This is a genomic window from Hymenobacter translucens, assembly GCF_020685205.1.
Classification (GTDB): Bacteria; Bacteroidota; Bacteroidia; order Cytophagales; family Hymenobacteraceae; genus Hymenobacter; species Hymenobacter translucens.
On record NZ_JAJERB010000004.1, the window covers coordinates 248,930 to 275,899 of the forward strand.

Annotated in this window: 21 protein-coding genes; 7 read left to right on the plus strand and 14 right to left on the minus strand. The window is 63.3% G+C overall.

The features are described 5' to 3' along the window. Nucleotides 1-4 precede the first annotated feature (4 nt). The 4 genes from LJY25_RS11240 to LJY25_RS11255 all read right to left on the minus strand — a co-directional run bounded on the left by LJY25_RS11240 (nt 5) and on the right by LJY25_RS11255 (nt 4,929). Nucleotides 5-1,237, minus strand: coding sequence for an OmpP1/FadL family transporter (locus LJY25_RS11240; protein WP_227608435.1), 1,233 nt, complete (start codon nt 1,235-1,237; stop codon nt 5-7). Nucleotides 1,238-1,375: 138 nt separating this feature from the next. Further along, nucleotides 1,376-2,446, minus strand: a complete 1,071-nt coding sequence (gene mltG / locus LJY25_RS11245) for an endolytic transglycosylase MltG (protein WP_227608436.1) — start codon at nt 2,444-2,446, stop codon at nt 1,376-1,378. Nucleotides 2,447-2,459: 13 nt separating this feature from the next. Continuing rightward, nucleotides 2,460-3,227: a class I SAM-dependent methyltransferase gene (locus tag LJY25_RS11250; RefSeq protein WP_227608437.1), complete on the minus strand. Its 768-nt coding sequence runs from the start codon at nt 3,225-3,227 to the stop codon at nt 2,460-2,462. A gap of 220 nt (nt 3,228-3,447) precedes the next feature. Further along, nucleotides 3,448-4,929: a helix-turn-helix domain-containing protein gene (locus LJY25_RS11255; RefSeq protein ID WP_227608438.1), complete on the minus strand. Its 1,482-nt coding sequence runs from the start codon at nt 4,927-4,929 to the stop codon at nt 3,448-3,450. A gap of 223 nt (nt 4,930-5,152) precedes the next feature. Between LJY25_RS11255 and aceB the strand changes: the two genes are divergently transcribed. Next, the gene (gene aceB, locus LJY25_RS11260; RefSeq protein WP_227608439.1) at nt 5,153-6,781 is read left to right on the plus strand and encodes a malate synthase A; all 1,629 of its coding nucleotides are present in this window, start codon (nt 5,153-5,155) and stop codon (nt 6,779-6,781) included. Between the two features lie 141 nt (nt 6,782-6,922). After that, nucleotides 6,923-8,209 carry an isocitrate lyase gene (gene aceA / locus LJY25_RS11265; RefSeq protein ID WP_227608440.1) on the plus strand — a complete coding sequence of 429 codons (1,287 nt, stop codon included), beginning with the start codon at nt 6,923-6,925 and terminating at the stop codon, nt 8,207-8,209. Between the two features lie 77 nt (nt 8,210-8,286). Here aceA and LJY25_RS11270 read toward each other — a convergent pair whose 3' ends face one another. The 3 genes from LJY25_RS11270 to LJY25_RS11280 all read right to left on the minus strand — a co-directional run bounded on the left by LJY25_RS11270 (nt 8,287) and on the right by LJY25_RS11280 (nt 11,143). Then, entirely contained in the window at nt 8,287-9,456 is a 1,170-nt protein-coding gene (locus LJY25_RS11270; RefSeq protein WP_227608441.1) for a ribonuclease D, read from the minus strand. Between the two features lie 189 nt (nt 9,457-9,645). Beyond that, entirely contained in the window at nt 9,646-10,554 is a 909-nt protein-coding gene (locus LJY25_RS11275; RefSeq protein ID WP_227608442.1) for a prohibitin family protein, read from the minus strand. Nucleotides 10,555-10,657: 103 nt separating this feature from the next. Further along, complete coding sequence (locus tag LJY25_RS11280) at nt 10,658-11,143, minus strand: hypothetical protein (RefSeq protein WP_227608443.1); 486 nt, start codon at nt 11,141-11,143, stop codon at nt 10,658-10,660. Nucleotides 11,144-11,266: 123 nt separating this feature from the next. On the opposite strand from LJY25_RS11280, the gene LJY25_RS11285 reads away from it, so the two are divergent. Next, nucleotides 11,267-11,521, plus strand: coding sequence for a hypothetical protein (locus LJY25_RS11285; RefSeq protein WP_227608444.1), 255 nt, complete (start codon nt 11,267-11,269; stop codon nt 11,519-11,521). On the opposite strand, the gene LJY25_RS11290 is transcribed toward LJY25_RS11285, so the two are convergent. After that, nucleotides 11,518-11,961, minus strand: a complete 444-nt coding sequence (locus LJY25_RS11290; RefSeq protein WP_227608445.1) for a DUF2721 domain-containing protein — start codon at nt 11,959-11,961, stop codon at nt 11,518-11,520. The genes LJY25_RS11285 and LJY25_RS11290 overlap by 4 nt on opposite strands. 173 nt (nt 11,962-12,134) lie before the next feature. On the opposite strand from LJY25_RS11290, the gene LJY25_RS11295 reads away from it, so the two are divergent. The 3 genes from LJY25_RS11295 to LJY25_RS11305 all read left to right on the plus strand — a co-directional run bounded on the left by LJY25_RS11295 (nt 12,135) and on the right by LJY25_RS11305 (nt 16,425). After that, a complete protein-coding gene (locus LJY25_RS11295; protein WP_227608446.1) occupies nt 12,135-12,689 on the plus strand; it encodes a TetR/AcrR family transcriptional regulator in 555 nt (184 codons plus the stop codon). Between the two features lie 95 nt (nt 12,690-12,784). Continuing rightward, complete coding sequence (locus tag LJY25_RS11300; protein WP_317206593.1) at nt 12,785-13,666, plus strand: NAD(P)/FAD-dependent oxidoreductase; 882 nt, start codon at nt 12,785-12,787, stop codon at nt 13,664-13,666. 176 nt (nt 13,667-13,842) lie between these two features. Beyond that, nucleotides 13,843-16,425 (plus strand): M14 family metallopeptidase, encoded by a 2,583-nt coding sequence (locus tag LJY25_RS11305; RefSeq protein WP_227608448.1) that lies wholly within the window; start codon nt 13,843-13,845, stop codon nt 16,423-16,425. 67 nt (nt 16,426-16,492) lie between these two features. Here LJY25_RS11305 and LJY25_RS11310 read toward each other — a convergent pair whose 3' ends face one another. The 3 genes from LJY25_RS11310 to LJY25_RS11320 all read right to left on the minus strand — a co-directional run bounded on the left by LJY25_RS11310 (nt 16,493) and on the right by LJY25_RS11320 (nt 19,051). Next, nucleotides 16,493-16,786, minus strand: coding sequence for a hypothetical protein (locus LJY25_RS11310; RefSeq protein WP_227608449.1), 294 nt, complete (start codon nt 16,784-16,786; stop codon nt 16,493-16,495). Nucleotides 16,787-16,874: 88 nt separating this feature from the next. After that, complete coding sequence (locus LJY25_RS11315; protein ID WP_227608450.1) at nt 16,875-18,095, minus strand: S-adenosylmethionine:tRNA ribosyltransferase-isomerase; 1,221 nt, start codon at nt 18,093-18,095, stop codon at nt 16,875-16,877. 179 nt (nt 18,096-18,274) lie between these two features. Next, nucleotides 18,275-19,051: a class I SAM-dependent methyltransferase gene (locus tag LJY25_RS11320; RefSeq protein ID WP_227608451.1), complete on the minus strand. Its 777-nt coding sequence runs from the start codon at nt 19,049-19,051 to the stop codon at nt 18,275-18,277. A 218-nt stretch (nt 19,052-19,269) separates the two neighbouring features. Between LJY25_RS11320 and LJY25_RS11325 the strand changes: the two genes are divergently transcribed. Next, nucleotides 19,270-19,890 carry a hypothetical protein gene (locus LJY25_RS11325; protein ID WP_227608452.1) on the plus strand — a complete coding sequence of 207 codons (621 nt, stop codon included), beginning with the start codon at nt 19,270-19,272 and terminating at the stop codon, nt 19,888-19,890. Between the two features lie 116 nt (nt 19,891-20,006). Here LJY25_RS11325 and priA read toward each other — a convergent pair whose 3' ends face one another. The 3 genes from priA to LJY25_RS11340 form a co-directional block, all read right to left on the minus strand. After that, nucleotides 20,007-22,544, minus strand: coding sequence for a replication restart helicase PriA (gene priA / locus LJY25_RS11330; RefSeq protein WP_227608453.1), 2,538 nt, complete (start codon nt 22,542-22,544; stop codon nt 20,007-20,009). A 117-nt stretch (nt 22,545-22,661) separates the two neighbouring features. Next, nucleotides 22,662-24,692 carry a thioredoxin domain-containing protein gene (locus LJY25_RS11335; RefSeq protein WP_227608454.1) on the minus strand — a complete coding sequence of 677 codons (2,031 nt, stop codon included), beginning with the start codon at nt 24,690-24,692 and terminating at the stop codon, nt 22,662-22,664. A gap of 60 nt (nt 24,693-24,752) precedes the next feature. Beyond that, nucleotides 24,753-26,900, minus strand: a complete 2,148-nt coding sequence (locus LJY25_RS11340; RefSeq protein WP_227608455.1) for a GSCFA domain-containing protein — start codon at nt 26,898-26,900, stop codon at nt 24,753-24,755. Between the last annotated feature and the right edge of the window lie 70 nt (nt 26,901-26,970).

Below are 26,970 nucleotides of genomic sequence, written 5' to 3' on the forward strand. Positions count from 1 at the left end.
AAGATTAAAACGAATACGACAGGCCCAGCGCGGCCGTGTGCACCTGGGTGCGGTAGATTCCGCTCACGTTGGGGTTGCCCAAGTTGGAGGGGTTGATGCGGGCCTGGCGCTGGCCGGCCATTTCAAACGAGTAGCCGGCGTCTACGGAAATCTTCTCGGCCAAACGCCAGCTCAGCCCGAGCGAGCCGCCCAGCTTGTTGCCGTCCGGAAACTCCGGGTTGATGTACTCGTCGCGGACCGGGCTTTCGTCGTAGGTAACGCCGGCGCGCAGCGTCAGGGCATCGGAGTAGGAGTACTCCCCGCCGACCCGGAACGCCATGGCATCTTCGTAGCGGCGAACCTTCTTGATCTGGCTCGGCGTGGCTTTGTCGAGGGTGAAGTTGACGGAGTCGTAGCGGCTCCAGCCCGTGAGGGTAAAGTCGAAGGTGATAAGCGTCTTCTTGCCCAGCTGGTTGGCTACGCCCACCGATAGCGCGCCGGGGAGCTTCACGTCGGCGCTGAGCCCCGATGTGTTGGGGTAAGCCACCTGATCCTGCTCGGCTACGCCGGTGAACGTGGCCTCGCCGTTGCGCATCTTCAGCGTGAGCGGGGACCGGAAGCTGATGCCGAACGACAAGTCTTCGGACGTGCGGCCGTAGAGCCCCAGGTTGTAGCCGGCACCGCCGCCGTTGCCGGTGAGTACCGCCTCGGCGGCAGGGTTGTCGTACTGGCCCAGGCCGCGCTGCTGGCGGATGCCGCCGTAGGCGTACACCAGGCCGGCGCCCACGCTGAAGTTGTCGTTGATGCGGTAGGCAGCCGTGGGCTGCACAAACACCGTGCGCAGCCGCGACTCCTGTACCACGCTACGGCCTTCCCAGTTAAGGGGCCAGCGGGTATCATAGCCGAAGGGCGTATTCACGCTCAGGCCAACGCTAACCTTTTCCGTAACCGAGTGGGTCGCGTACAGGTAGCCGCCGGCAAACGGCTGGGTTTCCTGCTCAGCCAGCAGAAAAGAGTTGGTGCCCAGAAAAGACGTAGGCCGGAGCGTGCCCAGGCCGCCCACGCTGATATGCGTCAGGGAGTCGAGGCCGCCGAGAGCGCCGGGGTTGTAGAAGATAACCGAAGCGTCGCGGGTATACGCGGTGCTGGCCCCGCCCAGACCCAGAATGCGGGCGCCCTGGGGACCGTTCTGAAAGCCGCCCCCGGCCGCCGAAAGAGAAGAAAAGAGCAAACCAAAAGAAAGGTAGCGAAGCGTCATGCAGGCAGGATTTCGGAAGTAGGGTGTAAAAGTAACAAACCTGCGCTACAACTCTCGCACCCCGGCGCATTTACCGGGCCTGAGCAGCAGGTCGGTAGCCCGGCTCACACGGGCGTACCGGGCGGCGCAAGGTCCCTGCTACCGCCGGATTTTCAGGCTGTCGAGCCGCTGCTGGTAGCGGCGGGCGTTGCGGCGGTGCTCGGCGTAGGTTTCGGCAAAGTCGGAGTAGCCGCTGCCGTCAGGGCGGGCGCAAAAGAAAAAGTAGCGGTGGGCGGCCGGCTTCAGCACCGCGTCGAGGCTTTGGCGGTTGGCCGAGGTAATGGGGCCGGGCGGCAGGCCGGCGTGCTTGTAGGTGTTGTAGGGAGAGTCGGCCAGCTTGTCCTTGTTCAGCACCCGGCGCACCCCGAAGTTGCCGATGGCCCAGAGCAGGGTGGGGTCGGCCTGCAGGCGCATCCGGGTGCGCAGGCGGTTCAGGTACACGCCGGCAATGACGGGCTTGTCTTCCGGCTTGGCTGTTTCGCGCTGCACGATGCTGGCCAGGATGTGCACTTCGGCCGGGCTCAGCTTCAGCGAGTCGGCCCGCCGGCGACGCTCCGCGTTCCAGAACCGCCCGTGGACGGCTGCCGCCGAGTCGAGAAACTGCTCGGCCGAGGTATCCCACAGCAGGCGGTACGGCCCGGGCAGGAACATCGTCAGAATGGTGGTCGTGTCGAGCCGGTAGCGCCGGAGCAGCCGGCGGTTATCGGCCAGCAGCTCGCGCAGCCGGATTGAGTCGGCTTCGAGCTGGATGCCTACCTGCCGGGCCAGCTGGGGCTTGTACTTAAAGGCGTTGAGCATAAAGGCCACGGTGTCCTGCCGGCCCTGCATGAGCATATCCAGTAGCGCGTCGTTGCCCAGGTCAGGCGTAAGCAAGTACCGGCCGGGCCGCACGTGGGCCGGGTACTGCCGCTGCCCGGCCAGCCAGCGGAACGTACCGGGCTCGACGAGCAGCTCGTGCGTTTCCAGCGAGTCAAGCACCGCCTGATACGACGAGCCCGTGCGGATGTAAAGGTAGGCGGGGCCAAAGGCCGAGGGTGCTACGTTGGGCTTCCAGAGCACCCGCCACGCCCCGTACAGCGCGCCCAGACCCAGCACCAGCAGCAGCAAAACCAGGGCGACGGCCACGCGGCGCCAGAGCCGGCGGGAGGAAGACGAAGTGGACTGGGGCAAAATAAAGTGGTTACTATCCCTTAGTGGCTTTGGCAACGACGCGCTGCCACACAAAAGTAACCTCATCGGCCGATTGCTGAATCTGAAAGGCTTCAGCCGCGCCGGCCGGGGCCTTGGCAAACTCGGTCTTCAGCGCCTGCAGCTGTTCGGCGGTGCAGCCGGACTTGGCAGCCCAGTCGGCCAGGTTTACGCGGGCTTCCCCGGCAATGGGCTCCACCGTGTGCGCCCGCAGGCCGGCAGCTTCCAGCTCCTGCCGCCATTCCTGCGGGGCCAGGTTGCGGCGGTGCGAGGGGTCGCGCAGCAGCTCGATGTGGTTTTGCCAGCGGCTGATTTCCGGCGCGTCGTTGGGCACGGTGGTATCGGCCAGCAGCAAGCGGCCCCCAGGCTGCAGCACCCGGGCCACTTCGGCCAGAAACGCGGGCACCGACAGGAAGTGGTGGGGCGCAATGCGGCAGGTGACCAGGGTAAATGCAGCGTCGGGAAACGGCAGGGCCTCAGCGGCGCCTTCCAGCCACGTCACGTTGGTCAGGCCGCGCTCCTGCTGCTGCCGGGCCGCCTGGGCCAGCATGCCCGTCGATACGTCCAGCCCAACCACCGACTGCACATGCGGCGCAAACGCCAGGGCCGTGAAGCCCGAGCCGGTGGCTACGTCCAGGGCCACGTCGGTAGGCTGGCAGTCGGCGTGGTCGAGCAGCCAGTTCAGCGAGGTTTCGGTCCACGCGTTCCACTGGGCATTGTACTGCGCCGCCTGCCGGTCGAACTGTTCTTTTGCGGAAGTCATGGTCTTAAGGAGCTAAGGTGAGAAATGGCCTGGAGTGGGAACGGAGCAGAACGTGGCAAACAGGGGTGGTGGTGAAATGTAAACGGGCTGCGGGGCAAGGTCATTTCCTTTTGGAAGCCATTCCGGTCTGTCCGCTATCCGAATACCGTTGGCTTTGAAAGGAATGTCCATGTAAAGCAAACGGACATTCTGACCTTCCGCACAATCCACCCATTAAAAATCACCCGTTGACCAGCGCAGCTACGGAGGCTTCGAGTTCTTTGCGGCGCTGCTGCCGCTCGATTTCAACCGGCGGGGCCGAGCGGACTTCACAGTCGGGAATCGGGCACCGCTCACAGGTTTCGTTGACCACCTTCAGCGGGATGCTCACGTCGTCGATAAAGCGCACCTTCTGGCGCAGGTTGTCGTCGCAGAGCAAGCCTACGGTTACGCTCACGGCCGGCTCGGTGGCGGTGCCCGCCCGGGCCAGGGTCAGGCAGAGGTACTCGTCGTCGGTACCGAAGTAGTGGGAGCGTTGGGCGCCGATGGCCGTGTTGGGGGCCTCGGTGGTTTGCTGACGCAGCTCGGCAATCAGGCGCAGGGAAATCCAGCGGCGGCAGTAGTGCTCGTTCAGCTCGTTGCCGTGGGGATTGTGCAGGCGGGAAAGGTGCAGCTCCTTGGTCAGCACGTAAGGGCCGGCGGCCATGTTCTGGTCGAAGCGCAGAAAGAACAGGCTTTGCAGGCCGAAATGGCGCGGCAGCAGGTTGGTCAGGCGCTGCATGAACATCTCCGGGCTTACGTCATACTTGGTCATCAGCCCCAGCAGCAAAGCCGGGTCCCACTTCTTGTTGGCAAACAGCTTCTGCAGGTCGCGCACCAGGCTTTCCTCTTCCATCAGCAGCGCCACGGCAAAGTAGGAGGCCTTGAAGTTGTTGAGCACCTCGTCAAACGATCGGACCGGAAACGTGGCATTCACGTAGGGGCGTTCCTTGAGGCGCAGGTAGTTGAAGGCTACTTCCCGCCCCAGCACAAAGGCTTCCTGGGCCGTAGTCAGGCCCGGGCGGAGCAGCAGGCGGCGGCTTTTCGGCTGAAAGACCGACCGGAGCCGGCTCAGCGTCGGGTGCTGGCCCAGGGTTTCGCGGTCCACGGTGTAGCCGTACTTGTCGGTCAGCACCCGGGCCAGCTGGGCGGTGTCGAACGGAGCGGTGGCCGTCAGCTTCTGCTCCACTGTGAAGGTGCGCACGTCCTGCTCCAGCTCCTCGAAGTAGTTGTCGTGCATCTCCTGGTAGGAGCGGAGCGCCGCCAGAAAGAAGTGCTCCTGCCGCATCTCGTAGTTGCGGGCAATTTCAAACAGCGTGCTGATAAAGGCGTTCATCTTGGCCGGGGCGTCGGCAATCAGCTCCACGATGCGGATGGGGTCAAGCCCGAACATGTCCATCGGAAACTCCTTGAGCAGGTTTGACTGCAGCAGCTCCGAAATCGGCTCCAGCTTCCGGCTCAGGGTTAGGGAAGTGAGCTGGTCGTAGGTTACGCCCAACACCTTGCTCAGGCCCAGAATCTTGTCGGCCTTGGGGTATTTCTTGCCTTTCTCAATCTCGTTGAGATACGACACGGATACGTCGCAGGCCCGGGCCAGCTCAGCGGGGGTGAAGCCGCGCTCCTGCCGCAGCTCACGCAGCTTAAGGCCAAAAATGAGCCGGACTACCTGGCCGTGACTAAGCATAGAGAAGGAATTTGAATTCAATGAAACGGCCAGCCCGACGTAAGACACACAAATCCGGCACGGGCAGGGGAGGAAAAAATGGTGGCGGGTAAAGCCCAGCCGAAGTGGTAAAACTACGCGCTAATAGCGATTTTAAAAAATTAGCGAATTTTCGCTTGTTTGTTAAAATTCGCTTAAGTACGTTTGGTCCACACGCCAGTCTTCCACCACAACCACTCGTAGTATGCTTTTCACCGAGCCCAACGTTATGGCCCCGCCGCCCACCTATCTGACGCCCGAGCGCGTTAAAATCATTGGGGAATACCACCCGGCGTATGCCGAAATCCTGACACCCTCCGCCCTGGCCTTCGTAGCCGAGCTGCAGCGCCGTTTTGACCGCACCCGCCGGGAGCTGCTGCAGCGCCGCGTAGCCCGGCAGCGGGACTTTGCCGCCGGCATTCTGCCCGACTTTCTGCCCGAAACCCGCCTGATCCGGGAAAAGCCCTGGACGGTGGCCCCGCTCCCGGAAGATTTGCTTGACCGGCGGGTAGAAATAACCGGCCCCGTGGACCGGAAGATGATTATCAATGCGCTGAACTCCGGCGCCAAGGTGTTTATGGCGGACCTGGAGGACTCCAACTCGCCCACCTGGACCAACGTGGTGGAGGGGCAGCGCAACCTGCGCGACGCCGTGCGCCGCACCATCTCCGTGAGCACGCCGGCCAAGGAGTACCGGCTAAGCGAAACTACCGCCACACTTATCGTGCGGCCCCGGGGCTGGCACCTGGTGGAAAAGCATGTACTGGTGGATGGTGAGCCCATCAGCGCCTCCCTGTTCGACTTCGGGCTGTACTTTTTTCACAACGCCCACGAGCTGCTGGCCCGGGGCTCGGGGCCGTACTTCTACCTGCCCAAGATTGAAAGCCACCTCGAAGCCCGCCTCTGGAACGACGTGTTCGGCTTTGCCCAGTGGGCGCTGAAAGTGCCGAAGGGCAGCATCAAGGCCACCGTGCTGATTGAAACCCTGCCGGCCGCGTTTGAGCTCAACGAAATCCTCTATGAGCTGCGGGAGCACTCGGCGGGCCTTAACTGCGGGCGCTGGGACTATATCTTCTCGTACATCAAGCGACTGGGTTTGAACCCCGCTTTCCGCCTGCCCGACCGCGCCCAGGTGACCATGGCCGTGCCGTTCATGGCTGCGTACTCCCAGCTGGTTATTCAGACCTGCCACCGCCGCGGCGTGCACGCCATCGGGGGAATGGCCGCCCAGATCCCCATCAAGAACGACCCCGAGGCCAATGAGCAGGCCCTGGAGAAAGTGCGCCAGGACAAAATCCGGGAGGCCCGCAACGGCCACGACGGCACCTGGGTAGCTCACCCCGGCCTGGTACCCGTGGCGCTCAATGTCTTCGACGAGCTGATGCCCGGCCCCAACCAGCTCCACGTTCTGCGCGAAGATGTGCAGGTAAGCGCCGAAGATCTGGTGCGGGCCCCGGAAGGCACTATTACCGAGGAAGGGCTGAAGCTCAACATCGACGTGGCCATTCAGTACCTCGAAGCCTGGCTGGGTGGCAACGGCTGCGTGCCCATCTACAACCTGATGGAAGATGCCGCCACCGCCGAAATCAGCCGGGCGCAGGTGTGGCAGTGGCTGCACACCCCCGGCACCACCCTGACCGACGGCCGCCCCGTGACGGTGGAGCTGTACCGCTCCCTGGTACCGGGCCAGCTCGAGAAAATCCGGGCGCTGGTAGGCGAGGAGCGCTACGAGCGGGGCCACTACCTGCAAGCCACCCGCCTGTTCGACCGTCTCGTGACCAGTGAGCAGTTCATCGAGTTCCTCACCGTGCCGGCCTACGACCAGTTGGCATAAGAACGAAGCTTCCCTCCTCAGCTGAGGAGGGAAGCGGTTCGACTTCCATTTCTTGCAGCTTAAAAAAAGCCGGTTTTCAAGCCAGCCTGGCCGCGCTTTGCCTACCCTTTTCCACCACCATCCTCTTCAATCCTCCATTCCATGAACAAGTCCGAACGAATTGCCGCCCTCAACCACTACTGGCAGACCAACTCCCGCTGGAAAGGCATTGAGCGGCCGTACACCGCCGAAGATGTCGTCAAGCTGCAGAATACGGTACACATCGAGTACAGCCTGGCCCGGCAGGGCGCCGAGCGGCTGTGGCAGCTGCTGCACACCGAGGAGTACGTGGCGGGCCTGGGCGCCCTTACCGGCAACCAGGCCGTGCAGGAAGTACAGGCCGGCCTCAATGCCATCTACCTCAGCGGCTGGCAGGTGGCTGCCGATGCCAACGGCGCCGGTCAGATGTACCCTGACCAAAGTCTTTACCCCGTCGACAGCGTGCCGAGCGTAGTGCGCCGTATCAACAACGCCCTGCTCCGGGCCGACCAGATTCAGAACCTGACCGGCGACGGCGACGTGCACTGGCTCGTGCCCATCGTGGCGGATGCCGAGGCCGGGTTCGGCGGCAACCTGAACGCGTTTGAGCTGATGAAGATGATGATCGAGGCCGGGGCCGCCGGCGTGCATTTCGAGGACCAGCTTTCCTCGGCCAAGAAGTGCGGGCACCTCGGCGGCAAGGTGCTGGTGCCGACGCAGGAAGCCATCAACAAGCTGGTAGCTGCCCGCCTCGCCGCCGACGTGCTGGGCGTGCCCACCCTGGTCGTGGCCCGCACCGACGCTGATGCCGCTGACCTTATCACCTCCGACGTGGACGAGCGGGACCGGCCCTTCGTGCTGCTGGAAGAAGGCCGCACCAGTGAAGGATTTTACCGGGTACGGCCCGGTGTCGAGTCCTGCATTGCCCGCGGACTGGCTTACGCCCCCTACGCCGACCTGCTCTGGATGGAAACCTCCCACCCCGACCTGGAGCAGGCCCGGGCGTTTGCCGAGGCTATTCATGCGCAGTTCCCCGGCAAGCTGCTGGCCTACAACTGCTCCCCGTCGTTTAACTGGGCGTCCAAGCTGAGCGTGGAGCAGATGGAAACGTTCCGGGAGGAGCTGGCGGCCCTGGGCTTCAAGTTTCAGTTTATCACCCTGGCCGGCTTCCATGCGCTCAACACAAGCATGTTCGAGCTGGCCCGGGCCTACCGGGAGCGGGGCATGGCCGGCTACTCCGAGTTGCAGGAGCGGGAGTTCAAGTTGCAGAAGCATGGGTTCAAGGCCGTCAAGCACCAGAGCTTCGTGGGCACCGGCTACTTCGACGCCGTGCAGAGCGTGGTATCAGCCGGCAAGTCGAGCACTAATGCCCTGGTGGGCTCCACGGAGGAAGCGCAGTTCCACGGGTAGGCTCTTTGCCAGAACAATCAAACAAAAGCGCCCGGCTAAAACCGGGCGCTTTTGCGTTTTATATCTAAAAATGAATCCTAAAACGGATCGGCCACTAGGGTGTAATCCAGCTTGTGCCGCTCGGCGGTTTCGCGCAGGATGGTTTTCTGCCAGGGCCGCAACACCTGCTCGGCCCCTTGCTCCACGATGTCCGCCACCAGGCGGTTCGACAGCACCAGGTTGGCCACGTAGCCGTTGATGTCGGTGGTGATGTGCGTTTTCAAAGTCATCAGCAGGTTTTCCCGGGCGTCGGCGCGGGCGGCTTTTTCCCCGCTCAACCGGCGGCGGAACGGGAAGCGGCGCTGCTCGGCGGGCAGCTGGGGCTCCGGGACGGGTGTAGTGCCGGGCTCCGTGAGGGCGGCCAGCTGGTCGAGGTAGGGCGAGCGTTTCAGCTCGGGGTGCAGGCCCCGGGCATTTTTCCAGTCGTTAAGGCTACGCGGGGCTTCGCGCACCAGCTCGGGCAGCCGGTCGTTGGCAAACACCATGTAGGGCGGCCGGTCCAGCTCCCGGGCCAGCCGGTCGCGGAGCATGTACAGGTCGCGGAACAGGGGCAGCTCGTCGTGCTGAATCCGGTACTTGCCGGCTACGCGCAGGTAAGGCCGCTCGTCGCGGGAGTAGCGCACTTCCTCCAGGGCCGCGTTTTCCTCGGCGGCCCAGTGCGTGCGGCCCAGGGCCTCCAGCTTGGCGGCCAGGCGGTCGGCCAGCTCAAACAGGTACAGCACGTCGTTGGCGGCGTACAGCTTCTGGGCTTCGGTGAGGGGGCGCTTCAGCCAGTTTGACTTCTGCTCGCCTTTGTCCACCTCCAAACCCAGCTCGCTCTGAATCAGGCGGCCCAGGGAGATGTTGTTGTCGGCCTCCGCCAGCAGCGTGTACTGCACGCTGGTATCGGTGATGTTGCGTACGTGCACGCCGAACAGCTCGTCGAGCAGCAGGATGTCGGACTTGCAGCTGTGAAATACCTTTTCCACGGCCGGGTCGCGGAGCACGGCCCAGAGCGGCTCCAGGTCCCGGGCCTGGTCGGTCAACGGAATCGGGTCGATCAGGTACACGGTCTGGCCGTCGAAAACCTGGATCAAAGCCAGGTTGCGCCCGTAGCGGTGGCGCATATCGTCGAACTCCAGGTCGACGGCCAGGCGGGGGCGGGTATGCAGGACCTCGGCTGCCCGTTGCACGGCCGCCGCAGAGGTCAGGTACTGAATGTCAGTCATTAATTGCAATAAGAAGGAGCGAAGCGGTAGTGCCGCTGACTGTCAGGCGGGAGCCGACGCGGAAAGTGGCTGCCGGACCGGGTAAAGGTAACAATTGAGGTGAGGGAAACCCAACGACGGCGGACGGGCAAGGTAGGGGGAAACACCGTTCAGGGCCGCATAGTGCAGGCCCAAAACAGGCAACCGGGCTTATTTGTCGGACAACAGCAGCTGGGGCGCGGTGCGGCCGCCACCCATAATGATAACCTTGGCGTTGGGCGAAGTGGCAATTTCGCGGTTGGCTTTGATGGTTTCGTACTGAAGCAGCTTGTCGCTCAGCTCTCCGCTGATGATTTTCTGGTAGTCGGCAATGCCCTGGGCCTCTACGCGCTTGCGCTCAGCTTCCTGGCGCTCCTTCTGCAGCACGAACGGCATCTTCTGGGCGTCCTGCTCGGCCGAGATCTTGCTTTCGATGCTGCGCTTCACCGATTCCGGCAGCTGGATGTTACGGATCAGCAGCTGCTCGAGCTGCAGGCCCCGCGCCCGGAAGTCTTTTTCGATGCTGGTAAAGATGCGGGTCTGAAACTCGTCGCGCCGGGTGGAGTAGAGCGCCACGGCGTCGTAGTAAACGGCATTGTCGCGGATGCGGGTGCGGGTAACGGGGCGCACGATGGCGTCCTGGTAGTTCGCACCAATGGTTGACAGGATGCGGGGCGCTTTGTCGGGCAGCACCCGGTAGAGCACCGTCAGGTCGATAACGACTTCAAGGCCGTCGGCGGAAAGCACCCGGATGGCGTCGTCGCCGGCCCGCTGCCCTTCCTCGCGCTGGGCCGACATGGTGTAGTTCTGGGTTTTGGTGTCGAAGTGAGCTACATCGACCAGGGGATTGACCACGTTCAGGCCGCTGGTCAGGATGCGGGGCTGCACCTGCCCGAACAGCGTCTGCACGCCCACCTCGCCGGCTTCAATCTGCACGACGGTGCTGGCTGAAAGGCCGATCAGCAAAAGCAGGGCGCCCAGGAACGTCAGCCCCTGCCGGAACCGCTCAAAGCCGGGAGAGAGTTTGGCAGCGTTCAGGCCTACGATAAGCAGGACCAGGCCCAGGAAAGTTAACGTCATGACCTTAGCGAAAAAAGCCAGTCCGATACCGGAAGCGGGCTAACCCGGCGAAAAGGTAAGCACTTGGCCGGGATTACGCCCGGCCGCTGCCGACGGGAGCATGTCAGGCTTCGCTGTCGTCTTCGTCCTCTTCGTGGGAGCTGAAATCCAGCTCCCGGGCCACTTCCAGGGCGTCGGCAATAACTTCGTCCATCAGCGGCCGGGTATCGGCGTCGAGGGTGCGCTCAAACAGGTTCAGCAGCTGCTCCCCGTCGTCGTTCACGTAGAGGTTGGTATAGAGGCGCTCAAACAGCTTGGCTTCCTTGGTAATAGTCGCGTCGATGTCGGCCACCGATTTGGCTTTCAGCGCCCGGTGCAGCACGTCGAGCACCCGGCGGCTTTCCTCGTTGTCGCCCAGGTCGGCCAGCAGCTTCATCAGGGACATGGCCACGGCGAGCCGCACCCGCTCGAAGCGGAAGGGCAGGTCAGCCCGGCTGGCCTGCTGGAACGTGGTGTAGGCGGTGCGCTCAGCCGGCGAGAGGTAGCGGGCCGCGTCGGCATCAGAAGAAAAGGCGGCTTGCAGCAGCTGCTCAAAGGCTTGGGTACTCATGGCAAAGCGAAAAGTGGGGTGGCGGCCCGGGCCGCACAACCTAATGGGCCAAAGATACGATTGGAAGAACAGGACCCGGTCCAGCGGCCGGGCCGGCTTTCATTCATCTATACGTTCTATACCATGACACACAAAACCAAATGGCTGCTTTTCTCCCCGCTCGGGCTTGTAACCGTTGGCGCCGGGGCTTGCATGATTCAATGGTCGGGAGCTATGAAGGACCGCAATGCCCCGACCCGGGAGTGGGTAGCGGCGGGCACGGCTGCGCTGGTGGTTTTCAACGCCGGCCTGAGCCTTTTCGGGCGGGGTGTGGCCGAAAGCGTGCTGTACCAGCTGCGGGAGAAAGACGCCCCGGACCGCGCCAACGGCGGCCGCTAAGCTTCTTCCGGCAGGGTAGGCGAGGCACCCCCGGCCAGGCGGCGCTCCTCGTCGTTTTCCAGGTCGTCGAGCTCGATGTTCAGGGCGTCCACCGAAATCAGGATTTCCCGTAGCGACATGGCCAGGGATACCAGCAGGGCTATTAGGCTGCCGCCAAACACCGCCTGCCCGGCTTTCACCTGATCGGCAAACAGCAGAAACATGGCCAGCACGCAGCCGAACATGCCCGCGCTGCCCACGGCCTGCATGTTGCGGATAATGACCAGCCGGCGGCGCAAACTCTGAATCTGCTTCATCAGGTGCGCACTGTGAGTGGTCTGGTACTGCGACTTGAGCGTGCGCACCCGGTTAGCCAAAGCCAGAAACCGGTTGGTGTAGGCCAGCAGCATCAGTGAAAGCGCCGGAAACAGCAGGGCCGGGGTGGTGAGCGTGATTTGCATAAGCCAGGAGCAGGGCCGGATAACGCCCATACGCGAAAGTACCCCGACGGCTGCAAAGCCTAGCTGCCGGCTGCCCCAAACACTACTGATCCTGGGTGAAGGGAGCAAGGACGGGATAGGTACGAACCGATATGTCTCACATTTGAGACTTTTGTGTAGTTTTGCGTATCGCCATGCCGGACACCCAGCAAACTATCATCGACGCCGCCATCCTCGTGTTCAACGAGGACTATTCAGCACCGCTGGAAAAAGTAGCGGAGCGGGCCGCCATTACCCGGCGCACCCTGCACCGGTACTTTACCGGCCGCGACGAGCTGCTGGCCAGCTGTGCCCGCGACATGCAGCGCCGCTGCAACCAGGCCATGGCGCAGGCGCTCGACAGTTCCGACGTGCCCCTCGTCCAACTGGAAAACATGCTGTATGCGGGCGTGGAGTGCGGAGCCAAGTATTCGTTTCTGAGCAAGCTGCACAACCGGCCGGAGCACCTGCACAATCCGCAAAACCCTAACTGTGCGCATTATGATGCCATGATGACCCGCTACCGGGGAGTGGTTTCCTTTCTTATCGATGAGGGGACAATCAGCCGGGAACTTACGGTGGAGTGGGTTACGATGCTGTTCCGCAGCGTGATATCGGCTACCGTGAATGCGGAAGCATCCGGTACGGTAGCCCGGACCAGCTTAAAGCACTTCGCCTGGTTTTCCTTCAGCAAAGGCATAGGCGTCTGATTTTTTTTGCTAACTCATGTCACATAATAGAGACAAATAACCTTTAAAAGAGACGAAGCATGACTGCAAAAGCGCAACTTCAACCAAAGTTTGATGTGGTAATCATTGGCGGGAGCTACGCCGGTCTTTCGGCCGGGCTGGCCCTTGGCCGGGCCATTCGCAATGTGTTGATCCTGGACAGCGGCCGCCCCTGCAACCGGCACATGCCCCATTCGCATAACTTCCTGACCCAGGATGGCAGCACCCCGGCCGCTATTGCCGCTCAGGCTAAAGAACAGGTACTGGCTTATCCGACGGTGCAGTTTCGGGCCGATGCCGCGACGCGCGTGGAAGGAAAGGATGATAGCTTCACCGTGACAACGGCGGGCGGCCTGGTGGTGCGCAGCCGGAAGCTGCTGTTTGCAACCGGGGTCCGCGACCTGTTGCCCGCGGTTCGGGGATTTACGGAGTGCTGGGGCATCTCGGTTATTCACTGCCCTTACTGCCACGGCTACGAGTACCGAAGCCAGGCCACGGGCATCCTGCTGAACGGGACCATGGCGTTTGAGCAGGCGCGGCTCCTTCGCAACTGGACCCGAGAGCTGACTATCTTCACCAACGGCGAATCTACCCTGGACGCCGAGCAGCGGCAGCAGCTGGCCGACTGGCAGGTGTCCGTAGTAGAAACGCCCGTACAGGAGCTGGCTCACCGGAACGGCTACCTCACGCACGTAGCCTTATCCGACGGGCAGCAGCTGCCGCTGACTGCCCTGTACGCGCGCCCGCCATTTGAGCAGCACTGCCCGTTGCCCCAGGCACTGGGCTGCCTGCATACCGAAGCCGGCTACCTCCAGGTAGATGAAACCCAGCAAACCAGCCAGCCCGGCATCTATGCCGCCGGCGACGCTACCACTCCCCGGCGGGCCGTAACCATAGCCGTGACGGCGGGCACCCTGGCCGGCATTGGCATCAACCATGACCTGCTGGCCTCGCTCTGATGCCTGCTTAAACGCACCTTCATCGGTCTGCCCGCGCGATAAAAAAGTTGCTCCGGGTAGGATTGCAGCGTAAGTAGTGGAAATTCGAATCCCGGGAGCCGGAAGTCCGCGTTTAAGCTCCCGATTGGTCGTGCAGCGGCACAATCCCTGTCCGGCGTACATTCCCATTTGCCTGTATGAAGAACATTACTATCGCCGGCGGCGTACGGCATCGCCTGCTACTGTTGCTGCTCGTGCTGCTGCCCCTGGCTGTAGCTGCTCAAAACAATCCCTCCGCCGGCCCCCTGCTGACCCCCACCCAGTTTCTGGGCTACCCGCTGGGCTCCCGGTTTACCACCCACGCCGAGCTGCTCCGCTACGTCGACCACGTGGTGCAGCACAGCCCGCAGCAGATGCGGCTCGTGTCCTACGGGCGCTCCTACGAGGGCCGGCCGCTGGAAGTGGTGCAGATTGCCTCGGCCGAAAACCTGAGCCGCCTGGAGGAAATCCGCCGGGCTAACCTGCAGCTGACCGGCCAGGCAGAAGGCCGCCCCACCGGCCGGCAGCCGGCGCTGGTATGGCTCAGCTATAACATTCACGGCGACGAGGCCGTGTCGAGCGAGGCGGTGATGCAGGTGCTCTACGACTTGGCCAACCCCCAGAACCCGCAGGCGGCACAGTGGCTGCAGAACGTGGTGCTGCTCGTGGACCCCTGCGTGAATCCTGACGGACGGGAGCGGTACGTGCAATGGTACAACCGGGTGCGCAGCACAACGCCGAATGCCTCGCCCTACGCCTGGGAGCACCAGCAGCCCTGGCCCGGGGGGCGGTTCAACCACTATTACTTCGATCTGAACCGCGACTGGGCCTGGCAGACCCAGCAGGAAAGCCGGCAGCGGGTGGCCCTCTACAACCAGTGGCTGCCCCAGGTGCACGCCGACTTCCACGAAATGACGGCCGAGGGCGCCTACTACTTCTCACCCGCCGCCAAGCCCTACCACCAGGACATCACCCCGTTTCAGCGCAGCTTTCAGAACGTCATCGGTGACTACAACCGCCGGGTGTTCGACGCGAAAGGCTGGCTGTACTTTACCCGCGAAACCTACGACCTGTTCTATCCCAGCTACGGCGACACCTGGCCCACCTTCAACGGCGCCATCGGCATGACCTACGAGCAAAGCGGCGGGGGGCGGGCCGGCCTGCGCTACGCCCGCTCCGACGGCGACACGCTTACCCTGGCCCAGCGCGTGCAACACCACCACGCCGCCAGCCTGGCCACCATCCAGGCTTCGGCCGACCGGCGCGAGGAACTGGTCCGCGAGTTTCGCAAGTACTACGATGATGCCCGCCTCCGGCCCAAAGGCGAGTTTAAAACCTTTGTGCTGAGCGGCACGCCCGAAGGTCTGCGGGGCGTTACGGACTACCTCGACCGGCAGGGCATCCGGTACGGCTACGCCTATAAAGGCCGCAGGCTGCGCGGCTTCGACTACGCAACCGGGGGCGATGCCAACCTCACGCTGAAGCCCGAAGACCTGGTTGTTTCCATGTACCAGCCCAAGTCGACGCTGGTGAAGGTTCTGTTTGAGCCCCGGGCCGCGCTGGAAGACTCCCTGACTTACGACATTACCTCCTGGGCCATTCCCTACGCTTACGGAGTGAAAGGCTACGCCCTGCGTACCCGCCTTGAGCCGCAACATCCCAAGGACTTCCCCGGGGGCAAAGGCCACACGGGGGTAGGTGTAGTTGGTGGGGCAAAGGTTGTGCCTTATGCTTACGTAGCCCGCTGGAACACTATGTCGGACCTGCGGTTCCTGAGTCGGCTGCTCCAGCAAAAGGTGCGGGTGCGGGTGGCCCAGCGTCCGTTCGAGGCCGAGGGGCAGCAGTACCAGCCCGGTACGCTCGTCATCACCCGGGCCGGCAACGAAGCCCTCGGCACCCGCCTCGACCAGCTTATCCGGGCCCAGGCCGATTCGGCAGGTGTGCTGGTGCAGGCAGTGCAGTCGGGCTTCTCCACGTCCGGGGCCGACCTGGGCTCGGGCTACGTCCATTCCCTGAAAGCTCCGACTGTGGCCGTTGTGGCCGGACCCGGCGTGTCGCCCACGGCCTTCGGGGAAGTCTGGCACTTCTTCGAGCAGCAGCTGGGCTACCCCGTCACGGTACTGGGAGCCGACTACCTGAGCAGCGTACCCCTGGCCCGGTTTGATGTGCTGATTCTGCCCGACGGGGACTACACGGGTATCTACCCGGAGCGCAGCCTCGAAAGCCTGAAGCAGTGGGTGCGCGGGGGCGGCCGGCTTATTGCCATGGAAGGAGCTGCCGGCTTTCTGGCCAACAAAAAGGACTTCGCCCTGAAAACCAAAGCCCCCGACAGCACCGTGGCCCGGCCCCAGCCCGAGCAGCTGCTCCGGCGCTACGCCGACGCCGAGCGGGAGCAGATTCAGCAGACCGTGCAGGGCAGCGTGTACCGGGTGCAGCTCGACAACACCCACCCGCTGGCTTTTGGCTACGGCTCCTCGTACTACGCCCTGGTGCGCGACACGCTCAACTACCGTTTCCTGGGCCCCGGGGGCTGGAACGTGGGTGTACTGCGCCGCAATGACTACGCCGCCGGCTTTGCCGGCAGCAAGGCCCGCCGCAAGCTCACCGATACGTTTGTGCTGGGAGCCCAGGAAATGGGGCGGGGTCAGGTGATTTACCTGGCCGATAACCCGCTGTTCCGGGGATTCTGGCAGGGCGGCAAGCTGCTGTTCGGCAATGCCCTGTTTATGGTGGGCCAGTAGTCAAAACAGAGCAATAAAAAAGCCTCTCCATTGCGGGAGAGGCTTTTTTGCTGGTAAGCCGGTACGGCTAGTCTACTACGTCGGTGGCGGTGTTCTTCACGGCGCGGCCGGCTTTCTTGGCTACGTGGCCGGTTTTCTGGCCAGCGCGCTTTACGACGTGGCCGGTTTTCTTGCCGGCGTATTTGGCACCCTGGCCGGTCCGCTGAACGACAGTGCCGGCCTTGGTGCGGCCGGTGCGGGTGGTGGTTTCGGTTTTTACCGTGCCATTGCTACGAACGTCGGTTTCGCTTTTTACTTCGCCCTGGGCGAAGGCAGCCGTGGAGAAAGCCAGGGCGGCGGTAAGTGCAAGAAGAGTTTTCATGATTTAGCAGAGTTAGGGGACAATGCCCCTTATACGCTGCCCCCGGAAATAGTTGGCCCGCGCCTGACTTAGTGCCCAGCATGACGCGTCAGGGCAGCAGGAGGGAACTGTCGCCGTAGCTTAGAAAGCGGTAGTTGTGCGCCAGGGCGTGGTCGTAGACATTGCGCCAGCCGGAACCCAGCAGCGCCGCTACCAGCAGCAGCAGGGTACTTTCAGGCTGATGAAAGTTGGTGATGAGTCCCTGAATCACGCGGAACCGGTAGCCGGGGGCAATCAGCAGCTGGGTGGAGGCTGCAATTACGGGGGCTCCGGTGCGGTCGAGGAAAGCAACTAATGCTTCCAAAGCCGCACGGAGCGGCACTTCCTCGGCGTGGGCTTCGTACGGGTCCCACTGGCTTACCTGCAGCTCGGAAGTGTCAGGCTCCCGCACCAGTCGGGCCCCCAGCCAGTACAGGCTTTCCAGGCTGCGCAGGCTGGTCGTGCCCACCGCAATGATGGGCCGGCCAAGCTGGACTAGCAACTGCTCCAGCAATTGACGGTCAGCCTGAATGGGCTCGGCGTGCATGGGATGGTCGGCCATCTGGTCAGCCTTGACGGGCTGGAACGTGCCGGCGCCAACGTGCAGGGTGAGGTGGGCCGTCTGGATGCCCCGCGCTGCCAGGTCGGCCAGAACCTGGTCGGAGAAGTGCAGACCGGCGGTGGGAGCGGCTACGGCGCCTTCGTGGGCGGCGTACACCGTCTGGTAGCGCACGGCATCTACGTCGGTGTCGGCGCGGTTGAGGTAAGGGGGCAGGGGCAGGTGGCCGGCTCCGCGCAGCACTTCGGCAAACGGCAGAGCGGCCGGCTCCCAATGGAACTCAATCAGGGAGTAGCCCGGGCCGGATTCAAGCCGCTCGGCGCGAAGCAGGGCTGGCTGGCCAGCCGCTTCAAACGAAATGAGCACCGCCCCGCTTTTCCAGCGCCGCCCGTTGCCAACCAGGCATTTCCACACGCAGCTCCCGGTCTGCTGCATGGCGGGCTCTATCGCGCGGTGTGGGGCTACCGGCTCGAGGCAGAACAGCTCCACCGCCCCGCCCGTTTCGCGGTGACCGAGCAGTCGGGCCCGCACCACTTTCGTGTTGTTGAAGACCAGCAGCGCGTCGCCTGGCAGTAGGTCGGGCAGTTCGGCAAAGGTGTGGTCGGCCAGCTGCCCGCCCCGGCTCACCAGCAGCCGCGACTGGTCGCGGGCGGCCAGGGGCTCGGCGGCAATCCGGTCGGCAGGCAGGTCGTACGTGAAGTCGTGAATGGAAAGCTGGCGGGGGTCGGACATGGCGCAAAGATAGCGCACCGGCCCGCCCGCTGCTGCTGAAAAGCAGGCCAACAAAGGCAGCACCCGTGGCCCGTGAAAAAGCTGTGACAAACCAGTCGGTGACAAAACGTTTTGTCACCGACTGGTTTGTCACAGAAAAGTCAGCGCGTACAAGCCACGCAATTGGTGGCGCTACCGGGCTACTTGGCTTTCCGGAAAATCATGAGGTGCTGCTGGGGCAGGGCTTCGATGCTTTCCACGAAAGTCAGCCCCACGGCGGCCATTTCGCGCTTGGCCTGCTCCACGCTCATCTTGTGGATTCGCTTGATCGGTACTTTGGGATCTTCGGCCCGGTACTCCACCAGCGCCAGGCGGCCCTCCGGCTTCAGGCTGGCCCGCACTGCCCGCATCATCTCCCGCGGAAAGTCAAACTCGTGGTAGGCATCCACTACCAGCACCAGGTCCACGCCGCCCGCCGGCAGGTTCGGGTTTTTGGTGGTGCCCAGCACGGGCTCCACGTTGGTAATCTGCCGGGCCGTGCGGGTCTGGCGCAGAGCCGTCAGCATTTCCTCCTGGATGTCGACGGCCAGCACCTTTCCCTTGGGCACGAGCGGACTGATCCGGAAAGTAAAGTAGCCGGTGCCGGCGCCCAGGTCGGCCACTACGTCGGTGGGCTTCAGCTTAAGCTCCCGGAGCAGAATATCGGTGCCTTCTTCCTGCTGCCGGTCGGCCCGCTCCAGCCAGTCGGCGCCTTCGTGGCCCATCACGTGGGCAATCTGCCGGCCGAGGTAGTATTTGCCGATGCCGTTGGGGTCGGCCGGGGGGCGCACTTCGTAGCCGCTGGTATCGGGCGCCAGGCTATGCCGGCGTTCCATCAGGCCGGCGGCCGTGCTTTCGGTCGGTGGCTGGGTGCAGGCCAGGGGCAACAGCAGAGAGGCGCCCAGCAGGGGCAGCCAGCGGGAGGCAGTCAGGTTCATGCGGGGAGGTAAAGCAACCGGTTGAAAGCAGAACAGCGGGCGGGAGAGAAGCGTTCGACAGGCGCTGAAGCCGGAGCGAATCCGGGGATACGGATATATTTTGCTATTTAGGATCAGGGGTAACCGAAAAAGCGGCCGCAAAATGCCACTTTTGCCTGACGATTTCTTTCTTTGCCCGTACAAAGGCCATTTTCCAACATTCACCCATTTTTATTACCATGATGAAGCACCTTTCCGGAATCATGCACAAGCTGACGGTTATCGTAGCCGCCACGCTGGCCCTGAGCAGCTGCAACCGCGCCCAGTACGCCATGTTGCCCAAGACTACTCCCTACCACCAGTCGTACCGCACGGCACCGGTGGCGAAGCCTGTTGCTCAGCCTGAGGAAGTGAAGGCAGTCCCCACCGAAGTAGCTGCCGTTGAGGCTCCGGCTGCCCCGGCTACCCCCGTTGCGAAAGTTGCCACTCCGGCCCCGGCCAAAAAGGCGGTAGCCGCCACCGTGGCTGCACCCGCTGCCAAAGCCACCGCTACGGCCAGCGTTGCCAAGAGCAAGCCTGGCTTCCTGCAGAGCGCCGCTACCCAGAAAGTGCTGAAGAAAGCCGACAAGCTGGCCGGCAAAGTAGCCACCAAGTTCAACCAGCACCGCGAAACGGCTTCGGCCAGCAAGCTCGACGGCAGCCTGCGCAACGGCATCCTGCTGCTGCTGCTCGGTTTGCTCATCGAGGTTATCGGTGCCGTACTCGGCGGCGCGGTTGGTACGCTGCTTTACCTGGTTGGTGCCATCATCGCCATCATCGGCGTGGTTCTGATCGTGCTTTACATCGTCAATCAGCTGTAGAACGACGCTGATTACAGCAAAAAGCCCCGGCTGCATCGGCAGTCGGGGCTTTTTTTGTGGGCCGCAGTACGGGGCTGGTGCGCGGTGGGCTGCTGCCAGCTACCCCACACCGGCCGCTACATCGGGTCGACGTCGGCCACTAGGCGGGCCTGCTTGAACTCCTTCTGGTCTTTCACCACGTTCATGGCCTCTACAATCTGGGCCTTGGCGTGCTTGAGGACGGTGTGCTCCCGATCGAGCTTGATGGTGATTTCCTGCAGGTAGAAGTTGCGGATGCGGAAGATGTAGGGCGCCTCCGGGCCCAGCACCGCCTCCCGGCCCAGGCGGTCAACGAGCTGCTGGGTGAGCAGAATGGCCGCCTGCTCGGCTACCGACTGGTCCACGTGCTTTACCGTCATCCGGATCACGCGCATAAAGGGCGGGAAGCCGTATTCCCGCCGCTGGGTGATTTCGTAGTCGTAGAAGTCCAGGTAGTCGTTGCGCATCACCTTGTCGAAGATAACCTGGGTGGGGTCCTGCGTCTGAATCAGCACCTTGCCCTTCTTGCCTTTTCGGCCGGCTCGTCCGCTGACCTGCACAAACATCTGAAACGCCCGCTCGTGGGCCCGGAAGTCGGGGTAGTGAATGATGGAGTCAGCATTGATGATGCCTACCAGGCTTACGTTGGCAAAGTCAAGGCCCTTGGTGACCATCTGGGTGCCCACCAGCACGTTGGTGACCTGATTTTCGAAGTCCGCAATAATCTGCTGATAGGCGTTCTTGGCCCGGGTGGTATCGAGGTCCATGCGCTGCACGTTAGCCTGGGGCAGCATGATCTTGAGGTCGTCCTCGATCTTCTCGGTGCCGAAGCCCACGGTTTTCAGGTTGCGGGAGCCGCAGGCGGGGCATTCTACCGGCATCCGGTCGTTGTAGCCGCAGTAGTGGCAGCGCAGCTCGTGGCTGTGCTTGTGGTAGGAGAGGCTCACCGCGCAGTTCTTGCACTTCGGAATCCAGCCGCAGTCCAGGCAGTTGATGAAGGGCGAGTAGCCCCGGCGGTTCTGAAACAGAATCACCTGCTCCTTGAGGCTGAGCTTGGTTTCGATTTCGGTGAGCAGCTCGGGCGTGAAGTGGTTGAGCAGCTTTTTCTGGTCCCGGCTCTTACGGGTGTCCACCAATTCGATGTCGGGCAGGCCGGCCTCGCCAAACCGCTTGGTCAGCGTCACGAGTCCCCAGCGCCCGGCCCGGGTCTGGTAGTAAGTCTCGACGGCAGGCGTGGCCGAGCCGAGCAGGGTTTTGGCACCCTGGAAGTTGGCCATCATCAGCGCCACTTCCCGGGCGTTGTAGCGTGGGGCCGGCTCGTACTGCTTATAGGAGCTTTCGTGCTCCTCGTCCACGATGATGAGCGAGAGGTTGTCGTAGGGCAGAAACACGGCCGAGCGTACGCCCACCACCACCTGAAACCGGCCCGATAAGACCCCGTTCCACACTTCCACCCGCTCGTTGTCGGAGAATTTGGAGTGGTACACGCCCAGGCGGGAGCCAAACACGCGCAGCAGGCGGGTCACGATCTGAGCCGTAAGCGCAATTTCAGGCAGCAGGTACAGCACCTGTCCGCCCCCGTCGAGGGCGTTGCGGATCAGGTCGATGTAGATTTCCGTCTTGCCCGCCCCGGTCACGCCGTGCAGCAGCACGATGTCGCGCTGCCCGAACTGGCTCATGATGTCGTCGCGGGCGGTGGTCTGGGCTTCGCTCAGGTTGAAGGGCAGCTTGGCCTCGGGACTGTCGTCGAGCGGAAAGCGCGACACAATCACGTCAAACTGCTCCAGTACCCCGTTTTTGATCAGGGTATTGACGGCAGAAGGGGAGAGGTGGGGGCTGCTGGTAAGGGCCGCCTTTTCCATGCCCCGGTGGTTGGAATGCACATCCTGGTACACCGGCACGCGCTGCAGGTAGCGCATCAGCACGTCGAGCTGCTTGGGCCGGGTAGCCAGCTGGGCAAACAAGGTTTCCAGGGAGTTTTCCTCGACGAAGTGGTGAGCCAGGCGTACCTTCTTCACCACCTTGGGCGTGTACTTGTCGGCCAGGTGCTCGAACAGAAAGATGACGTCCTTCTGAATCAGGGACTTGATAACCTTGTGAAACGAGCTGATGCCCAGAATCTCGCCGACCTCGGTGAAGGTGAGGGCCTTGCCGTCCTCGGAGCTGAGCACCTCCACCAGCTTCTCCTCCTGCTCGGAAAGCGGGTAGGGGTTGTCGGACGGTACAAACGCCGGGTGCAGCTGGATGCGCGACTCCGAGCTGAGCTTCAGGGCCGAGGGCAGGGCGGCGTTGATGACTTCGCCCAGGGTGCAGAGGTAATAGTCGGCCATCCAGCGGAACAGCTTGAGCTGGGGCTGGGTCACCACGGGCGCGTCGTCGATAAACTCGAGGATGTACTTGGCCTGGTATTCCTTCGGCGCCTGCTCGTGCACGGCCGCCACGATGCAGCTGAGCGTCTTCTTGGCCCCGAACTGCACGATTACCCGGCCGCCCACCACCACCTGGTCGTTTAGCTCGTAGGGCACGCGGTAGGTGTAGAGCTTGGGCAGGGGCAGGGGCAGAATCACGTCCGCAAACAGTGTGACGCGGTCCACGGAAGCCGGCTCCGGCTGAATAAAATCAAAGGTGAGGCTCAACGGGCAGGGGCAAGGGAAACCGAACGGTAAAGGTAACCACGCCGGGCAATGCAATGCTTTACTTTTCGGTGCGGGCCGGGCATTTTGCCTGAGCGGCCCACTATATTCCGAGCGGCATCAGAGCTGGGCCAGCGCCTCCGCCACGGTGTGCACGGGCTGCCGGCAGGTGCGGTCGAAGCACACGTAGAGCGTGGTTTGGCCGTTTTGGGCGGTGCGGTGCCGGAGCAGGGGCAGCTCGCTGGCGGTAGTGGTGCCGGCCAGCACGGCGTTGGGCAGAAAGTGCCGGCTCAGCTCCCGGCGCACGTCTTCCGCTTCGGGGCCGACGATGGCAATTTCGGCCGTGGGCCAGAGCAGTGCGGTGTAAAGCGAGGCCCAGTTCGTGAGGTGCTGGGGCTCCTGCACCACCAGGTTCTGTACTCGCCCCAGCATGGTAGTGGCCAATTCGGTGTAGCGAGTGTTTTCCAGCAGCAAGCCCAGCCGGTGCAGGTTGTGGGCCATAACTGAGTTCGAGCCGGGAATGACATTGTCGAACAGCTCCTTCTTGCGGGCAATCAGCGTTTCGCTGCTGTCGTCGGTATAGAAGAACTGTTCTTCGGCCGGGTCGAAGAAATGGGCCAGCACGTACTCCAGCAGGGTTTCGGCGGCACGGAGCCACGCTTCGTCAAACGTGGCTTCGTAGAGGCTGGTGTAGGCCTGGATGAGCAGGGCATAGTCTTCCAGAAAGGCGTCGATGGTGGCGCGGCCGGCTTTAAAGCTGCGCTGCAGCTTCCCATCCCGGTACAGGCTGCCCTGGATGAACCGGGCGTTGCGCAGGGCCAGGGCCAGGAACTCCGGCTCCCCGAAGGCCCGGTAGGCATCGAGCAGCCCGCTCAGCATCAGGGCATTCCAGCCCGTCAGAACCTTGTCGTCGAGGCCGGGCCGGACCCGCTCTTCCCGGGCGGCCATGATCTTCTCTTTCCAGCCCTGCACGAGGCCGGCTACTACCGCCGGCGCCAGCTCGTGCTCGACGGCAAAGTCGGCGTCCGACTGGCGGCGGTGCAGGATGTTGCGGCCGTGCTCCCAGTTGCCAAGGGCCGTGCAGTTGTAATACGCCGAAAACAGCGTTTCCTCGTCGCCCAGAATCTGCTGCAGCTCTTCCCGGGTAAACACGTAGAACTTGCCTTCCTCGCCCTCCGAGTCGGCATCGAGGGACGAGTAGAAGCCGCCTTCCGGGCTGGTCAGCTCCCGCCGTACAAACGCAATGGTTTCGTAGACGACCTCTCGGAACAGCTCATCCTGCGTCACCTGGTAAGCCTCGGCATACAGGCTAACGAGTTGCCCGTTGTCGTAGAGCATCTTCTCGAAGTGGGGCGCCAGCCACTCTTCATCCGTCGAGTAGCGGGCAAAGCCCCCGCCGGCCTGGTCGTAGAGGCCGCCCCAGGCCATTTCCCGCAGGGTGAGCAAGGTCTGATTAAGCGCTGGTGCGGTGCCGGTGCGGGCGTGGCTGCGCAGCAGAAACCGCCAGATCGAGGGCATCGGAAACTTGGGCGCGTGCCTGGTGCCGCCCCGCTCCCGGTCGAAGCGGGCGCTCAGGTTGTAAAGCAGCAGCCGGAACCGCTCCTCCGTCAGCCCGGATTCCGACACTTCAGCCCGATACTTTTCCAGGTCACTGGCGCGCAGGGCCTGGGTAAGCTGTTCGGCCGTATCGTCGAGCTCCGCCCGATACTCCCCGGTATAGGCGTCGGCTACGTTCTGCAGCAGCTGGGCCCACTGCTTAGGTGGGAAGTAAGTGCCGCCGTAGAAGGGCTTGGCATCCGGGTTCAGGATAACGTTCAAGGGCCAGCCGCCGGAAATGCCCATGGCCTGCACCGCGTCCATGTACACCTGATCCACGTCGGGCCGCTCTTCCCGGTCTACCTTGATGCAAACGAAGTGCTGGTTCATCACCCGGGCAATCTGCGGGTTCTCAAACGACTCCCGCTCCATCACGTGGCACCAGTGGCAGGCCGCGTAGCCGATGCTGACCAGAATCGGCTTCTGCTCGGCCCGGGCCTTCTCCAGCGCCTCAGGGCCCCAGGGATACCAGTCCACCGGGTTGTGGGCGTGCTGGAGCAGGTAAGGGCTGGTTTCGCTGGCAAGGCGGTTGGTGTGGGCAGGTTGAGCAGACATAGTGGAGAGGAGGTGACAAAGCAAAACCCGGCTGGAAGGCCGGGCTTGCTTGTACGATTATCAGGAAGGTTGGTCGCCGGCCGCAGGCTTTTTGCGGGGCGGCCGTTTGCGGGCGGCGGGCTTGGCTGGAGCCGCCGGCGCTGCTTCGGCCGCTGGCGGGACAGGAGCCGGAGCCGCCGGTTCGGGCTTCTTCTTAGCCCGGGACGGCCGGGACGCTTTGGGTTTCGGCGCCGGCTTAGCCGGGGCCTCAGCCGGAGCTACGGGAGCCGGCTCAACGGAGACAGGTTCTGCTGCCGCAGGAGCTGGTGTTGCTGCCGGCGGGGTGGGCGCTGGAGCTTTCGGTGTTACTGGCGCATCGGCCACATCCGCATCGGGCTCGCGCATGGAGCCGAAGCCGTAGGGCTTCGTCGGGGCCGGAGCAGGGGCAGCGGGCGCTTTGCGGCGCGAAGGCCGACCTTTCGGCTCCGCAGGCTGGGGCTCGGCTACGGGTACGGCATCCGGTTCCGTGGCGGCTTCAGGAACAGCTACGGGCACGGGCTGTTCCGGTGCTGCCTCAGGTACTACGGTTGCTTCGGGTAGAGTTGGCACTGCGGGAGCTTTACGGCCTCCTCTCGAGCGTCCCTTGCGGGGCGCCGGGGCCGGTAGCTCAGCCGGAGCCGGCTGCTCCAGGGGCTGCTCTTGCACCGGCTCGGGGCTAGGCTCGGGAGCCGGGGTAAAGTCGGTTGCTAATGACTCATTGAAGAACCGCTCCGAGTCGGCGGAGGAATACACGGCGCCTGATGAAGCGGGTTGCGCCGGAGCGGCAGCTTCAGCGTCAATAGCCGGTAACGCGTCGGCGGGTAGGGGCACTGTGGCCTGAGCGGAACCATCCGCCTGGGCGGCCAGCAAGGCTGCTTTCTTGCCCCGGTTGCGCTTGGCGCCACCCCGGGAGCGGCGCTTCCGCTTTCGCCCTCCGGTGGGCTGCTCCCCGACGGGGCCGGATCCTTCTTCCCCTTCCTCCGCGTCGTCGGATGATTCGGGTGTAGCGGCTTCGGCCGGCTGCTGTTGCTGCAGACGCTCCTTGACGGCATCCCGCCAGTGCTTGGCTGGCGCCGGCGCTCTTTCCGACGCAAGAGGGATTTCCACGTCGTCGGCCGCTTCCGTTACGTGCAGAGCCGTTTCACTGCGCTCCTCAATGTCGATCCGCTCTTCGTCATCCTCCAACTCGGGCACGGGAGCTGGCTTGGGAGCTGGCAGGGCCTGAATCTGGGCCTGGATACCGGCAATTTCAACCTGCACGTCGGCCTGCCCGGCCAGGCGCTCAAGGCGCTCCAGCGTGGCAGCCAGAAACTCGGCGTGCTCGGGGGCGGCCGGGTGCAGGGGCCGGTGGGTCAGGGCCTGCCGCAGCGACCTCCACTCTTTTTTGAAGCGTCCGAAGCTCTGGTCGAAGTAAGTATGGGTAAACTTCTCCCACACGTAGTTCTCCGCAACTTCCGACGGGTGCAGCATATCGGGGCCGTAGAAGCGGTAGTCGCGCAGATCGTCCATCAGCAGCTCGTAGGCCGGGAAGTACGATACGTCGGGCAGCAGCTCGCTCAGGTAGTGGCAGGCCACCCGCAGCACCGACTTGCTCACCGAGTTCAGCGGCAGCGTGTCCTTGAGGTGACGCACGGGGCTTACCGTCAGAATAAGCCGCAGCTTCGGGTTCAGCCGGCGCAGGCGGGCATGCGTTTCCGAAAGGCTGGCCACGATGTCCTCGGCCGACAGCAGCTCCCGGTCAAACCGCTCAGCGGGCACCTTGTGGCAGTTGCTGACGATTTCATCGGTTTCCCGCAGGCGGTAGGCGTAGGCCGTCCCCAGCGTCAGCACTACCACGTTGGCCGTGCGCAGAAACTCGCCGGTCTGCTCCACCAGCGTCTGAATGCGGGTCAGCAGCTCGGGCGGGGAGTCGGCGCCTATGGTAGCGTGGAAGTCGTAGCTCTGCCACCGGCCCCGGGCTTCTACCAGGTGCTGCTGCCAATCCATATCCTCGCCGGCCGCCGCCCGCAGCAGCTTGGCCGCCGCCAGCGGGTTGAACACGGTGCCAAAGGGATTCACCAGGGTGGGGACTTTATAGTCGGCCAGCCGGGCGCCCATGACGTCGGAAAAGCAGGAGCCGATAGTCAGCACCCGCGCCCCCGGGGGCAGCTGGTTTGGATCGGGCGTAAGCGGTAATTCGGTACGAAACATTCTGCGAAAATAAGGCTGGAGGCCAGCCAACGGAAGGGCAACTTACTCAACTGCGCCCCGTCGGCCAAAC

Coding starts and splice junctions, on each gene's coding strand:
- LJY25_RS11335 (WP_227608454.1), bottom strand. CDS start 24,692: ATGTCTGCTCAACCTGCCCACACCAACCGCCTTGCCAGCGAAACCAGC.
- LJY25_RS11270 (WP_227608441.1), bottom strand. CDS start 9,456: ATGACTGACATTCAGTACCTGACCTCTGCGGCGGCCGTGCAACGGGCA.
- aceB (WP_227608439.1), top strand. CDS start 5,153: ATGCTTTTCACCGAGCCCAACGTTATGGCCCCGCCGCCCACCTATCTG.
- aceA (WP_227608440.1), top strand. CDS start 6,923: ATGAACAAGTCCGAACGAATTGCCGCCCTCAACCACTACTGGCAGACC.
- LJY25_RS11250 (WP_227608437.1), bottom strand. CDS start 3,227: ATGACTTCCGCAAAAGAACAGTTCGACCGGCAGGCGGCGCAGTACAAT.
- LJY25_RS11325 (WP_227608452.1), top strand. CDS start 19,270: ATGATGAAGCACCTTTCCGGAATCATGCACAAGCTGACGGTTATCGTA.
- LJY25_RS11285 (WP_227608444.1), top strand. CDS start 11,267: ATGACACACAAAACCAAATGGCTGCTTTTCTCCCCGCTCGGGCTTGTA.
- LJY25_RS11310 (WP_227608449.1), bottom strand. CDS start 16,786: ATGAAAACTCTTCTTGCACTTACCGCCGCCCTGGCTTTCTCCACGGCT.
- LJY25_RS11275 (WP_227608442.1), bottom strand. CDS start 10,554: ATGACGTTAACTTTCCTGGGCCTGGTCCTGCTTATCGTAGGCCTGAAC.
- LJY25_RS11315 (WP_227608450.1), bottom strand. CDS start 18,095: ATGTCCGACCCCCGCCAGCTTTCCATTCACGACTTCACGTACGACCTG.
- LJY25_RS11320 (WP_227608451.1), bottom strand. CDS start 19,051: ATGAACCTGACTGCCTCCCGCTGGCTGCCCCTGCTGGGCGCCTCTCTG.
- LJY25_RS11240 (WP_227608435.1), bottom strand. CDS start 1,237: ATGACGCTTCGCTACCTTTCTTTTGGTTTGCTCTTTTCTTCTCTTTCG.
- LJY25_RS11340 (WP_227608455.1), bottom strand. CDS start 26,900: ATGTTTCGTACCGAATTACCGCTTACGCCCGATCCAAACCAGCTGCCC.
- LJY25_RS11280 (WP_227608443.1), bottom strand. CDS start 11,143: ATGAGTACCCAAGCCTTTGAGCAGCTGCTGCAAGCCGCCTTTTCTTCT.
- LJY25_RS11290 (WP_227608445.1), bottom strand. CDS start 11,961: ATGCAAATCACGCTCACCACCCCGGCCCTGCTGTTTCCGGCGCTTTCA.
- LJY25_RS11305 (WP_227608448.1), top strand. CDS start 13,843: ATGAAGAACATTACTATCGCCGGCGGCGTACGGCATCGCCTGCTACTG.
- LJY25_RS11295 (WP_227608446.1), top strand. CDS start 12,135: ATGCCGGACACCCAGCAAACTATCATCGACGCCGCCATCCTCGTGTTC.
- LJY25_RS11255 (WP_227608438.1), bottom strand. CDS start 4,929: ATGCTTAGTCACGGCCAGGTAGTCCGGCTCATTTTTGGCCTTAAGCTG.